Annotated in this window: 10 protein-coding genes; 6 read left to right on the top strand and 4 right to left on the bottom strand. The window is 70.7% G+C overall.

Annotated elements, in window-relative coordinates; translation table 11 throughout:
- Positions 1-2 precede the first annotated feature (2 nt).
- The 6 genes from OG953_RS22140 to OG953_RS22115 all read left to right on the top strand — a co-directional run bounded on the left by OG953_RS22140 (position 3) and on the right by OG953_RS22115 (position 7630).
- Entirely contained in the window at positions 3-1640 is a 1638-nt protein-coding gene (locus OG953_RS22140) for a protein kinase domain-containing protein (RefSeq protein ID WP_405686347.1), read from the top strand.
- A gap of 181 nt (positions 1641-1821) precedes the next feature.
- Complete coding sequence (locus OG953_RS22135) at positions 1822-2484, top strand: hypothetical protein (RefSeq protein ID WP_405686346.1); 663 nt, start codon at positions 1822-1824, stop codon at positions 2482-2484.
- A gap of 83 nt (positions 2485-2567) precedes the next feature.
- Positions 2568-3182, top strand: coding sequence for a PadR family transcriptional regulator (locus OG953_RS22130; RefSeq protein ID WP_405686344.1), 615 nt, complete (start codon positions 2568-2570; stop codon positions 3180-3182).
- A gap of 157 nt (positions 3183-3339) precedes the next feature.
- Complete coding sequence (locus OG953_RS22125) at positions 3340-4119, top strand: ABC transporter ATP-binding protein (RefSeq protein ID WP_405686343.1); 780 nt, start codon at positions 3340-3342, stop codon at positions 4117-4119.
- Entirely contained in the window at positions 4116-6962 is a 2847-nt protein-coding gene (locus tag OG953_RS22120; RefSeq protein WP_405686341.1) for an FtsX-like permease family protein, read from the top strand. Before OG953_RS22125 ends, OG953_RS22120 begins: the two co-directional genes overlap by 4 nt.
- A 119-nt stretch (positions 6963-7081) precedes the next feature.
- Positions 7082-7630: a bacterial proteasome activator family protein gene (locus tag OG953_RS22115; RefSeq protein ID WP_093894996.1), complete on the top strand. Its 549-nt coding sequence runs from the start codon at positions 7082-7084 to the stop codon at positions 7628-7630.
- Positions 7631-7748: 118 nt separating this feature from the next.
- Here the strand turns inward: OG953_RS22115 and OG953_RS22110 are convergent, their stop codons facing one another.
- The 4 genes from OG953_RS22110 to OG953_RS22095 all read right to left on the bottom strand — a co-directional run bounded on the left by OG953_RS22110 (position 7749) and on the right by OG953_RS22095 (position 12758).
- Positions 7749-8735, bottom strand: coding sequence for an NAD(P)H-quinone oxidoreductase (locus OG953_RS22110; RefSeq protein WP_405686340.1), 987 nt, complete (start codon positions 8733-8735; stop codon positions 7749-7751).
- A 188-nt stretch (positions 8736-8923) separates the two neighbouring features.
- Entirely contained in the window at positions 8924-10060 is a 1137-nt protein-coding gene (locus tag OG953_RS22105) for a potassium channel family protein (protein ID WP_405686338.1), read from the bottom strand.
- A complete protein-coding gene (locus OG953_RS22100; RefSeq protein WP_405686336.1) occupies positions 10018-11919 on the bottom strand; it encodes a molybdopterin molybdotransferase MoeA in 1902 nt (633 codons plus the stop codon). The genes OG953_RS22105 and OG953_RS22100 overlap by 43 nt, the downstream gene beginning before the upstream one ends.
- Positions 11916-12758 carry an NTP transferase domain-containing protein gene (locus OG953_RS22095; protein ID WP_405686335.1) on the bottom strand — a complete coding sequence of 281 codons (843 nt, stop codon included), beginning with the start codon at positions 12756-12758 and terminating at the stop codon, positions 11916-11918. The genes OG953_RS22100 and OG953_RS22095 overlap by 4 nt, the downstream gene beginning before the upstream one ends.
- Positions 12759-12843: the final 85 nt, after the last annotated feature.

Genomic DNA, 12843 nt, shown 5'->3' with positions numbered 1-12843 from the left:
TCATGAGCCAGGACGGCGCTCAGGGGCGCTATGCGGGCGGTTCGGTCGCCGGCGGCCGGTACCAGCTTCGCGACCTGCTCGGCGAGGGCGGGATGGCGTCCGTATATCTGGCGTACGACTCCGCACTGGACCGCCAGGTCGCGATCAAGACGCTGCACACGGAGCTGGGCCGCGAACAGTCCTTCCGTGAGCGGTTCCGGCGCGAGGCGCAGGCCGTTGCCAAACTGCAGCACACCAACATCGTCTCGGTCTTCGACACCGGCGAGGACGAGCTCGGCGGCGCGCTGATGCCGTACATCGTCATGGAGTACGTGGAGGGGCAGCCGCTCGGCTCCGTGCTCCAGGCGGACATCCGGAATTACGGTGCGATGCCGGCCGACAGGGCGCTCAAGGTGACGGCCGACGTCCTGGCCGCGCTGGACACCAGCCACGAGATGGGCCTGGTCCACCGCGACATCAAGCCCGGCAACGTGATGGTGACCAAGCGCGGTGTCGTGAAGGTCATGGACTTCGGCATCGCCCGCGCCATGCAGTCGGGCGTCACATCGATGACGCAGACCGGCATGGTCGTCGGCACCCCGCAGTACCTCTCCCCCGAGCAGGCCCTGGGCCGCGGGGTGGACGCGCGCTCCGACCTGTACTCGGTCGGCATCATGCTGTTCCAGCTGCTGACCGGACGCATCCCGTTCGACGCGGACTCGCCGCTCGCCATCGCATACGCGCACGTCCAGGAGGAGCCTGTCGCGCCCTCCACCATCAACCGGTCGATCACCCCGGCGATGGACGCGCTCGTCGCCCGCGCGCTGAAGAAGAACCCGAACGAGCGCTTCCCGAGCGCCGCGGCGATGCAGGACGAGATCGCACGCGTGCTGAACGCGAGCGGGCAGACGGGCGCCCCGGTGATCGTCGCGGGCGGCGGCGCGCCGTCGAACAGCGGATCGGGCGTCGGCTCGGCGGTCTTCCCGCCGGTCGACCAGTCCACCCCGGTGCCGCAGAACGTCCAGACGCCGTACCAGCCGGGCCCGTACCAGTCGGGTGCCCAGTCAGGGCCGTACGGTCCGCCGACCCCGGCGCCCGCTCCGTCGTACGGCTATCCGCAGTCGGCTCCGGCGTACCAGAGCCAGGCGCCGATGTCCCCGATGCAGCAGCAGACCCCACCGCCCTACACGATCGCGCCGCAGACCTACTCCGGCTCCGGCGCGGGTGGCTCCAAGCGGAACACGCCGGTGATCGTGGGCTCGATCGTGGTCGCGCTGATTGCGATCGGCGGGCTGATCACGGTGCTCTCGCTGAAGGGCGACCCGGGTACGGACGGCAACAACTCCGCGAGTGAATCGCCGGCCACGAGCGAGCACAAGGATCCGGAGCGGAACCGGACGATGAAGACCGAGGACTGCATGAACGCGTTGGAGGACAGCGACGACCCGAGCAAGGTCAACGCACCGAGCTTCCTCTACAAGGACATCCTCTCGGCGAAGGCGTGCGCGGACGCGGCGGGCTGGACCATCAAGCCGATCAAGGTGCCGGGGAACACGTACGCGGAGGATCAGGTCATCGACCAGTTCCCCACCCCCGGAACGGCCGTGCCCCAGTCGGGCGCCCACTTCGAGCTGCGCATCGCGACGGGCGACCCGGCCTGACCGGAGGCGTACGCGGGTACACGGAAGCGACGGCCCGGTACATGTGAGGGCGGGCTCCCGGGCCGCATACGCGTGACGGCACCTCCTGGGGTCGCCACATATCCGAGATGCCGGACATATCGTCACATGTGACGCTGACCTCATGGCTCAAGGACTTCTCCCCCCACGGTCCACAAGGTGTGTGGCCTGCCTCATATTGACGGCGGGCGCGGCGCTGGGGGGCGCAACCGGCGTGGCGCACGCCGACCGGCGCACCCCCGGCGGGACGCCGGGGACGGCCAGCACTCCGGTGACGCCGCCCACAACCGCGTCGGCCGGGCCTTCCACCCCGCCTTCCGCCTCCCTCGGTGTCGAATCGTCAGGCAAGGGTTCGGCCACTCCTTCGGCCGTACCGACGACCACCGCCTCGGGGGGCGCCTCGGCCGCCCCCGCACCCCCGGCATCCCCACGGCCCTCCTCCCCGGCCTCCGGCTCCCCCTCGACCTCGCCTTCATCCGCCGCCGCGAACGCAGGGTCGCCACCTCCCGCAGCGCAGCCCCCACTCGCCGGGCGTGAGGCCGGGGAGGGGCGGCTGCGGCCCGGGCGGCAGCTCCCGCCGTGGGAGCTCACCCCCGCGGACAGTTCGTTCGACGAGCCCGACGCGCGGCCCGCAGCGACCGACCCGGCACCGGTGAACGCCGTGACACCGGCGGCGAGCACGTCCCCCGAGGCCGGCCGACCCGCTCCACAGGCCCTCGACGGGCCGTCCGTGGAGCGGGTGCAGCGGGTGTCGCTGGGCGCGGGAATCACACTGATAGGAGTGGGGCTGGGCTTCCTGGCATTCCGTTTGCGCCGCCCGAACTGAGACGACCCACCGGCCTCCCACCAGCTCCCACGCACTCCGGTCGGGGCTTGCGTCGAGCAGCATACTCGGTATACATACTCAGTATGTCGATCCGTCACGGGCTACTGGCCCTGCTGGAGCGGGGGCCCCGATACGGCTCCCAGCTCCGCACCGAATTCGAGTCGCGCACCGGCTCCACCTGGCCGCTCAACGTCGGCCAGGTGTACACGACGCTGAGCCGACTGGAGCGCGACGGCCTGGTCGCCCAGGACGACGAGGACGACCAGGGACACGCCCTCTACGCGATCACCGACGACGGCCGCACCGAGCTGCGGAGCTGGTTCGAGACGCCCGTCGACCGCAGCACCCCGCCCCGCGACGAGCTGGCCATCAAGCTCGCCATGGCGGTCGGCGCGCCCGGTGTCGACATCCGGGCCGTCATCCAGTCCCAGCGCCACCACACCGTGAAGGCGATGCAGGACTACACCCGCCTCAAGGCACAGGCCCTCGCCGATGTCCCGGCCAACCGCGACGAGGTCGCCTGGCTGCTCGTGCTCGAGCAGCTGATCTTCCAGGCGGAGGCCGAGGCACGCTGGCTGGATCACTGCGAGTCCCGGCTGGTCCGCCTCGCCGAAGCCGCCGCCACGGAGCCGGAGCCCGAGGTACGTACGGCCAACCGCGCCCCGACCCGTACCGCCCGTCCACGCACCCGGCGCTGACCACCGGCCACCCGGAAACCGGCACTGCCCTCAGACCATCCACGTGCGCACCGGGCGCCGACGACGGACTGCCACGTACGCACCCGGCACCGGCCACGAACCGCTTCCGTGTCCGGCGCCGGCCACACAGACCCGTTCCAAGGGGGAACCACCCACCATGTCCTCACGCGCCCCGTCCCGATCCGCGTCCTCGTCCGGCTCGCCGCTGCCGGTCGATACGCCGGTGCTCGAACTCCGAGCACTCACCCGCACCCACGGCACCGGCATCGCCGAGGTGCACGCCCTGCGTGGCATCGACCTCTCCGTGCACGCCGGTGAACTCGTCGCCGTGATGGGCCCCTCCGGCTCCGGCAAGTCGACCCTGCTGACCATCGCGGGCGGTCTCGACACCGCGACCAGCGGCCAGGTCATCATCGAGGGCCAGGACATCTCCGGCCTCGGCCGCAAGGGCGTCGCAGCCCTGCGCCGCCGCAGCGTCGGCTATGTCTTCCAGGACTACAACCTGATCCCGGCGCTCACCGCCGCCGAGAACATCGCCCTGCCGCGCGAGCTCGACGGGGTCTCCGTACGCAAGGCCCGCAAGGAGGCGCGCGCGGCGCTGGAGGAGTTGAAGCTCCTGGAGATCGCCGACCGGTTCCCGGACGAGATGTCCGGCGGTCAGCAGCAGCGCGTCGCGATCGCCCGCGCGCTGGTGGGGGACCGGCGCCTCGTGCTCGCCGACGAACCGACCGGGGCGCTCGACTCCGAGACCGGCGAGGCCGTGCTCGCGCTGCTGCGCAACCGCTGTGACCAAGGTGCGGCCGGCGTCATGGTGACGCACGAACCGCGGTACGCCGCCTGGGCGGACCGGGTCGTGTTCCTCCGGGACGGTTCGATCGTCGACCAGACACTCACCGCCGACGCCGACTCGCTGCTGGCCGCCGAGGGCGCCGAATGAGCGTCTTCACGGGCTGGCGCGCCTCCCTCCGCATAGCCAGGCGCGACGCGATGCGTGCCAAGGGCCGCAGCGCACTGGTGGTCGCGATGATCGCGATACCGGTGCTCGGCGTCACGGCCCTCGATGTGACGTACCGCAGCGTCACACCGACCACCGCCGAGCAGCTGACGGGCGAGATGGGCTCCGCCGACGCCCTCTTCAGCGACCAGCGGATCGGCCCCATCGAGCAGATGCCCGACGGGGCCATGTACCAGCAGGCCGACGAGAGCGCGCCGTGGGACGACACCGGCCCCTCGATCGACGTCAGGACCACATTCCCCAAGGGCTCACGGGCGATCAGCATCCAGTCCGTCCCGGCGAGCATCACCACCGGGTACGGCATCGCCAACACCGACATCTACGAGTTCCGCACGTCGGACAAGCTGGCCCGCGGGAAGATCGACCTGGTGCGCGGTGCCTACCCGCACGGTAAGGGCGAGGTGGCCGCCACCGAGCCGTTCCTGAAGTCGACCGGACTGCACGTCGGTTCGACCACCACCGTGCGCAACTCCGGTCAGAAGTACAGGATCACCGGTGTGCTCGAGATGCCGGACAACCTGAAGGCCAAGGCGCTGTACGCCGACCCGGGAGCGGTCATCGCCCCGTGGAAGGCCAGGGCCGCCCACGACAAGAAGGTGCTGCCGCCGAACACCGGCTCCAAGAACTGGCTGGTCAAGGGCCCCGAAGGGGCGGGCGTGACCTGGCCGCACGTCATGGAGGCAAATAAGTCGGGCGTTCTCGTCACGTCCCGTCAGGTCGTCCTCGACCCGCCGCCGGACTCCGAGGTCCCGCTGGCCAAGAAGAACCCCGACACGTACTCGGACAGTTCCGGCGAGCTGAGTGCGGCCCTCGTCACCGTGATCGCCATGGCGGTCCTGGAGATCGTGCTGCTCGCCGGACCGGCCTTCGCGGTCGGTGCGCGCCGCTCCCGCCGCCAGCTCGGCCTTCTCGGCACCTGCGGCGGGGACCGGCGCCATGTCCGGGCCGTGGTGCTCGGCGGCGGTCTCGTGCTCGGCGGCGTCGGAGCCGTGGCCGGTGTGGTGGCCGGACTCGGGCTCACTGCGGCGTTCCGCCCCATGATCGAGGGGTGGTCCGGACAGCGTTTCGGTTCCCTCTCCCTGAAGCCGACGGAGCTGCTGGTCATCGCTGTGATCGGCCTGGTCACCGGTCTCCTGGCGGCGTTCGCCCCGGCGATCGTGGCGAGCCGGCAGTCCGTACTGGAGTCGCTCACCGGCCGCCGCGGCGTCCGCCGCTCCTCCCGGGTGCTGCCCGTCGTGGGCGCCTGCGTACTGGCCATCGGTTGCGCCGCCGCCGTCTATGGCGGCACCAGCGGGGACAAGACGCTGGTCGCCGGCGGATCGGTCGTCGCCGAGCTCGGGCTGCTCGCCTGCATCCCGGTGATCGTCGGCTTCCTCGGACGGCTCGGCCGCAGGCTGCCGCTCTCGCCGCGGATGGCACTGCGCGACGCGGCCCGCAACCGCGGCCGTACCGCTCCCGCGGTCGCCGCGGTGATGGCGGCCGTCGCGGGTTCGGTGGCCATCGCCACGTACATGGCCAGCGACCTGGCCGGGGCCGAGGCCGACTACACCCCCATACTCACGAAGGGGACCGTCGTCATCACGTCCTCCGACGCCAAGGCGGTCGAGCGGCTCCCGCTGGCCCGGGCCGCCGTCGAGCAGAACATGGCCGTCACCGGCGGGCACGCCGACTACGGACGGGCCTGGGCAGGCAGCGACTGCATCGTCTACTCCTCGGAGGAGAACGGCTGCGGCACCCTGGAGATGATCAAGCCCACCGGCAAGGGCCGCAGCTGCCCGCTCAAGGGCAAGGGCGCCAAGGAACTCGCCGCGCGGCTCTCCTCCGACGAGCACAAGAAGCTGAGGCTCTCCCCCGCCTGTCTGGACGAGTACATAAACTTCACCTCCTTCGGTACGGATGAGAACAAGATCATCGTGGCGGACGCGGCCATGCTCAGCACGTACGTGAAGCTCGACGACCCGGCAGCCGCCAAGGCCCTGGCCGCGGGCACACCGGTGCTGCTCAACCCGGCGTACGCGAAGAACGGTGAGGTCACCCTCAAGGCCTTCCACAAGTACAACGACCGCGACAAGAAGAACCGGAAGCTCCACCCGGGCAAGGCACGGACCACCACGGACCGGCTGAAGGTGTACGTGGCCCCCACGAAGTACGCGACCACCCCAGGGATTCGCATGATCCTTCCGCAGCGGACCGCGGAGCGGCTCGGCCTGCACACCGAGCCGTCCGGCAGCGTGTACGCCGTCTCCCACCCGCCGACGGAGGCCGAGGACCAGCGGGTCTCCGGCGCGATCGAGCAGGCCGGCGGCGGCCTCTGGGTCAAGTCCGATCACGGCCCCGGCTCGCGCGACGACACCATCCTGCTGATCCTGACCCTGTTCGCCGGAGTGGTGACCCTGGGCGCGGCGGCGATCACGACCGGTCTCGCCAAGGCCGACGCGGAGGCCGACCTCAACACGCTCAGCGCGGTGGGCGCGCCCCCGCGGGTGCGGCGTTCACTGTCCGGCTTCCAGTGCGTGGTGGTGGCCCTCACGGGTGTGGTGCTGGGCACACTGGCGGGTCTGGTGCCTGCGGTGGCGCTGCGGCTCGTCGACCTTCGCGACGCGTTGCAGCTGATGCGGCTCGAGCCCATGCAGTCGGCGTACACGCCGATCGTGCTGCCCTGGGCGACCATCGGTCTGCTCGTCGTGTGCATTCCGCTGCTGGCCGGGGTGCTCGCGGCGGCGTTCACGCGGTCGCGCCTGGCGCTGGCACGGCGGGCCGGATGATGACACGGGCGGTGCGGTCAGTGGCCTGACCGGCTGATTCGGTGCCCTCGAAAACGGTGGATCTACCGTTCGCGGGGGCACCACCGTGTTGTACGGCAGGTGTGCGAGACAATGGCGCCATGGAGATGCCGAGGAATGAACGGTCGCAGGAGCACCCCCAAGTCCTCGTGGTGGGGCAGGACGGCATGGCGATCGGCGGCGGTGGCACTGACGACGAATCGCGTGAGGTCCCGGTGACGGAGATGGTCGAACAGCCCGCGAAGGTCATGCGCATCGGCAGCATGATCAAGCAGCTCCTGGAGGAGGTCAGGGCGGCTCCTCTCGACGAGGCGAGCCGGGTCAGGCTCAAGGAGATCCACGCAAGCTCCGTGAAGGAGCTTGAGGACGGCCTCGCGCCGGAGCTGGTGGAGGAGCTGGAGCGGCTCTCCCTGCCGTTCACCGACGAGTCGGTGCCCTCCGAGGCGGAACTCCGGATTGCGCAGGCCCAGTTGGTGGGCTGGCTGGAGGGCCTCTTCCACGGCATCCAGACGGCGCTGTTCGCCCAGCAGATGGCGGCGCGGGCCCAGCTGGAACAGATGCGCCGCGCCCTTCCGCCGGGGAGCGGGCACGAGGACGAGGACGGCAGCGGGGACCACCACGGGGCCATCCGGTCGGGCCCGTATCTCTAGTCCGTACATCGCAATTGGTTCGTACACCTCGATCACGTAGCAACACCGAGGCCCGGCGCACATGGTCGACGACCTGTGTGCCGGGCCCCGTTGCGTGTGCTCGGTGGCGGGGTGCGCGTCAGCCCACGGGGGTCTGCAGAAGCACCTTTCCGATGTGTGCGCTGGACTCCAGCACCCGGTGAGCCTCGGCGGCATCGGGCATCGGCAGCGTGCGGTCCACGATCGGCCGGATGACACCGTCGGCGATCAGCGGCCAGACGTGCTCACGTACGGCAGCGACGATGGCGGCCTTCTCGGCGAGCGGACGGCCACGCAGCGAGGTCGCGGTGATGGCGGCCCGCTTGTTCAGGAGGGCGCTCAGATTCAGCTCGCCCTTGACGCCGCCCTGGAGGCCGATGATGGCAAGCCGGCCGTTGACGGCGAGTGCCTTCACGTTCCGGTCCAGGTACTTCGCACCGACGATGTCGAGGATGACATCCGCCCCGGCCCCGTCCGTCGCCTTGCGCAGCTCCTCGACGAAGTCCTGTTCCCGGTAGTCGATCAGGATGTCGGCCCCGAGCTCCGCACAGCGCGCGAGCTTCTCCGGTCCGCCCGCGGTCACCGCAACCGTTGCGCCCACGGCCTTGGCGAGCTGGATCGCCATCGTGCCGATGCCGCTGGACCCGCCGTGCACCAACAGCGTCTCGCCGGGGCGCAGATGGGCCACCATGAACACGTTCGACCAGACCGTGGCCGTCACCTCGGGCAGCGCCGCAGCAAGAGTCAGGTCTACCCCGTCCGGTACGGGCAGCAGCTGCCCGGCGGGTACGGCGACCTTCTCCGCGTAACCGCCGCCTGCGAGCAGCGCACAGACCTCGTCGCCGACCGACCAGCCGGTGACACCGGGCCCGATCGCCGAGATGCGGCCCGCGCACTCCAGGCCCGGGTACGGGGAGGCGCCGGGCGGCGGGTTGTAGAACCCCTGCCGCTGCAGCACGTCGGCGCGATTGACCGCGCTGGACACGACATCGACGAGAACCTCGCCCTCGCCGGCTACCGGATCTGGCACCTCGGCCCATACCAGCGCTTCGGGGCCACCGGGTTCGGGGATCGTGATCGCATACATGGCGGCGAGGCTACTCCGTGGCGCGGGGCGGGCGACGCCATGGCGCCGGGAGGCCGGGCGACACCATGTGGACTGGCGGGGCGACACCTTGGGCGGCGGGCCGGGCGACACCGCGGCCGGTGGGCCGGGCCGACGGAAGCGAACCGTGCCGCGCGATGCCTGGGCTACGGGCGCGGCGCGAGACCCGGCTACGGGCGCGGCGTGCCCGTAGCGGGGTTGCTCTGCGGTGGTTCGTTCGAGGCACGCACGATGGTGATCAAACGGTCCGTCAACTGAAGTGGACTGGCAGCCGGATCGTCGTATCCGATCAGCCGATGCCCCCGCAACACGCTGACCACGAGATCGTCGGTCTCCCGGACGCTCTTGCCCACCTCGGCCTTTATCACCGGCCGTTCGACGAGATCGAGACCGCTGCCCTGCTGGATCAGGTCCTCCATCACCGTGCCCGCACTGGGGCTGAGGACGGAGAGGCCGAGCAGCCGGCCCGCCGCGCTGGCGCTGGTGATCACAGCATCGGCGCCGGACTGCCGGAGCAGTGGGGCGTTCTCCTCCTCGCGCACCGCGGCCACGATCTTCGCGCCGCGGTTGAGCTGCCGCGCCGTCAACGCCACCAGCACCGCCGTGTCGTCGCGCTGGGTGGCGATGATGATCTGACGCGCCTTCTGGAGCTCGGCCCGCAACAGCACCTCGCTGCGCGTCGCGTCGCCGACCACGCCCACGAACCCTTCGGCGTTGGCGATCTCGATCACCTTGGTCGCGGGGTCGACGATGACGATCTGTTCCTTCTTCAGGCCGGTGGCCCGCAGGGTCTGGATGGCCGAACGGCCCTTCGTGCCGAAGCCGACGACAACGGTGTGGTCACGCAAGTTGGTTCTCCAACGCTTCAGCCGAAAGTCCTCCCGGGTCCGTTCCGTAAGGACCTCGAGAGTGGTGCCGACCAGGATGATCAGGAAGAGCACCCGCAGCGGTGTCACGAGCACCACATTGGTGAGCCGGGCGACGTCCCCGTACGGGGTGATGTCGCCGTAGCCGGTGGTGGAGAGGGTGACCGTCGCGTAGTACACCGCGTCCAGCAGGTCGACGTTGCCATCGGCGGCGTCGTGATATCCACTGCGGTCGAGCCAGACGATCAGCACGGTGGCGGCAAGCACTATCAACGCCATCATCAGCCGCTTGGCGACCTGCCGCGCCGGTCCTTGGACGACCCTGCGCGGGAGCTGCACCCGCGTGGGTGCGACATGCTCGTCGGCGCGCCTGGCCATCGCATCGTGGCCGGGAAGTTTCACGTGAAACACCCTTCCGTCCACGGCGTCGCCGAGGCCCACGGCAAGTCGAGGATCTCCACCTCGGTGCCGGACCGTACCCCGCCTGGTGGTACGACGGCCAGCCCGTCCGCCGCGGCAATTCCTCGGAGCATCGCCGGACCGTTGTAGTGCAGCGGTATGACGTGCTCGGCACTGCTGCCGGTTCCCGCGTCGCCGAGGTAGCCGGCGCTGTCGCCGGTACTGCCTGTGCGGTGGACGACAGGCACCAGACGGGTGTCGTGCGGGTGCCCGTGCACCTCGTCGCGTACGACGACCCGGTACGCCGTCTCCGGCACAAGGCCGGCCAGCCCGCGGAGCAGCGGTTCAGCGAGCGTGAGGAGCCCGGAGACGGCGGCCAGGGGATTGCCGGGCAGTCCGACGAGATACGGGCCCACGTCTGAACCCTCTGTCTTGAGCCTGGCCAGCAGCATCGGGTGACCGGGGCGGACCGCGACGCCGTCGACCAGCAACTCGGCCCCGATCTCGGCAAGGACCGGGTGGACGTGGTCGACAGGGCCCGAGGCGGTACCGCCGGTGGTGATGACCAGATCGGCGTCCGAGGTGGTGAGGGCGCGCCGGAGGGCCGCCACGTCGTCGCCGAGGCGCTGCGGGGCGGAGACCTCGGCGCCCAGCGCTCGCACCCAGGGGCCGATCATCGGGCCCAGCGCGTCGCGGATCAACCCGTCGTGCGGCAGACCGCTGGTCAGCAGTTCGTCACCGAGGACGAGGACATCGACGCGAGGACGGGGGACAGTGACGAGCTCGTCGTAGCCGGCAGCGGCGGCCAGACCGAGGACAGCGGGCGTCACCAGGGCCCCGGCGGGCAGGAGCTGATCGCCGGAACGACATTCCTGACCACGGGGCCTGATGTCCTGTCCGGGGAGCACCCGCTGCTTCGCGTGGAGCAGCCCCTTGGCCTCGTCCACGTGAGCGTGCTCGCTGCGGATCACGGCGTTGGCATCCGCCGGGATGCGGGCGCCGGTGGCGATCCGTACGGCATCGCCGTCGGGGAGCGTGATGGGGGTGCTGTGCCCGGCAAGGATGCCCAGAACCTGGCCTGGGCGCGGACCCACACCCGTGTCCCCGGAACCCTTCTCCTTTCCTGCTCCTTCGACCTCGCGGATGGTCCATGGACCCGGTCCGGTGACGACCCAGCCATCCATGGCAGAGGTGTCGAAGGACGGCAGATCGGTGAGCGCGACGAGCGGCTCGGCGAGTACGTGTCCGAGCGCCTGGTCGAGGGGGAGTCGCCGGACGCGGGCGGGAGCGTTCCGGCCCGACCGTGCGGCGAGGGCACGCGCCTCCCGCCAAGGTGCAGCCTGCCTGCGCCGGTCACGCCTGTGGGGCCGGCCGGCGCTCTGGTCCGGGGGCGAGGGCGGGAACTGGAATGCGGACGCAGATCTTTCCGTGGGGTGGGGCCGGCCCGTGGCGTTCGGCTGCCCCGAGGAGCCGAAGTCCATGAAGTGGGGCTGATCCGCGAAATGGAGCTGATCCGCGGACTGAGGTCGACGTGCGGGGTGGGGCTCACCTGACGACTGGCGCCCGACCAGAGCGAGGGCCTGTTCAACAGCCCAATCCTCCTCGGCAGCCCGCAGCTCCTCCGGAGTCAGGCCTCGCACCGCCGTCGCAGGACGGTCGCTCGCCGAGGACAAGTTGACCCCTGACGACGGGTTGGCCGCCGAAGACGAACCGGCTGTCGAGGATGAATGGGTGGCCGACGACCGATCGCCCGCATCCAGCCCTCGTTCGGCCGACGGCGGACGGTCACGGGCCGAAGGCCCGACACCTGCCGAGGGTCCCACGCCCGCCGAGGGCCCGACGTCCATCGACGCGACGTCGGCCGCCGGAGGTGGGTCGGACCTGCCGTTATGGGCTGTCATTGCGTCTCGTTCTCGTCCGCCCACCGAAGTGCGAGCGCGGCAGCCTTGCGGGCGGCCTCGGCCACCGCCGCCGGTCCGTCGCTGCTCGCCTTCGCCGCCGCGTACCCGACCAGGAAGGTCGTCAGGGGCGCGGCGGGCCGGGCGACGCCGTGGGCGGCGTCACGGGCGAGATCGAGCAGGACGTCGGTGTCGACGTCGAGTTCGATGCCCAGTTCGTTCTTGACTGCGTTGATCCACTCGTCCAGCACGGTCCCATGCTCTCTGATACGGGCCCGGGCCGACGCGATGTCCTCCCAGGTGTCGCAGTCGAAGGAGGCGAGGGGGCCGGCCTCCACCCGGGCAAGGTCGAGTTCATTCGTCAGCAACCGCAAGGGAAGTCCGGACAGACTGCCGTGCTCGGTGGCGAGCAGGGCGAGCTCGCGGCGCAGCGGTTCGGCACGGTACACGGCGACGAGGGGCTGGTCACGACCGCCCTGATCGGTGCACAGGGCTCCCTCCGGCTGCCCCTCACCGGCGGCGGCCAGCAGCGCTCCGATCGTGCTCTCCCCGAGGAACGGCAGATCGGCGGATAGTACGAGAACCCAGTCCGCGGCCGTGCGCCGGACCCCGGCATCGAGTGCGGCCAACGGGCCGCCGCCCTGTGGTTCTTCCCGCGTCCAGGTCACTGCGCGCACGGTGGGCCGCCGCCCGCCCACCACCACGGTGGTCGAGGCATCGGCGCAGGCCGCCAGCACCCGGTCGAGCAGCGCACGGCCACCGACCCGGATTCCGGGCTTGTCGGCGCCGCCGAGCCGCTGGGCGGCCCCTCCTGCAAGGACGATGGCGTCATACGCGGTCATGTATCCGAGTATGCGGGCCGCAGCCTCCCGTTGATCCTCCCCGTCCGCAATCCAGTGGATCAGTGAGGGGAGGAAACGGGAGCCC

Origin of the sequence: Streptomyces sp. NBC_00057 (assembly GCF_045041165.1) — a bacterium.
Taxonomy (GTDB): Bacteria; Actinomycetota; Actinomycetes; order Streptomycetales; family Streptomycetaceae; genus Streptomyces.
The sequence above is the reverse complement of the archived record's forward strand: the minus strand, read 5'-3'. Positions and strand labels throughout refer to the sequence as shown.

Excerpts from the sequence above, each read along its gene's own strand:
- OG953_RS22110 (WP_405686340.1), bottom strand. The coding sequence starts at position 8,735 with ATGTATGCGATCACGATCCCCGAACCCGGTGGCCCCGAAGCGCTGGTA.
- OG953_RS22130 (WP_405686344.1), top strand. The coding sequence starts at position 2,568 with ATGTCGATCCGTCACGGGCTACTGGCCCTGCTGGAGCGGGGGCCCCGA.
- OG953_RS22095 (WP_405686335.1), bottom strand. The coding sequence starts at position 12,758 with ATGACCGCGTATGACGCCATCGTCCTTGCAGGAGGGGCCGCCCAGCGG.
- OG953_RS22125 (WP_405686343.1), top strand. The coding sequence starts at position 3,340 with ATGTCCTCACGCGCCCCGTCCCGATCCGCGTCCTCGTCCGGCTCGCCG.
- OG953_RS22115 (WP_093894996.1), top strand. The coding sequence starts at position 7,082 with ATGGAGATGCCGAGGAATGAACGGTCGCAGGAGCACCCCCAAGTCCTC.
- OG953_RS22120 (WP_405686341.1), top strand. The coding sequence starts at position 4,116 with ATGAGCGTCTTCACGGGCTGGCGCGCCTCCCTCCGCATAGCCAGGCGC.
- OG953_RS22100 (WP_405686336.1), bottom strand. The coding sequence starts at position 11,919 with ATGACAGCCCATAACGGCAGGTCCGACCCACCTCCGGCGGCCGACGTC.
- OG953_RS22140 (WP_405686347.1), top strand. The coding sequence starts at position 3 with ATGAGCCAGGACGGCGCTCAGGGGCGCTATGCGGGCGGTTCGGTCGCC.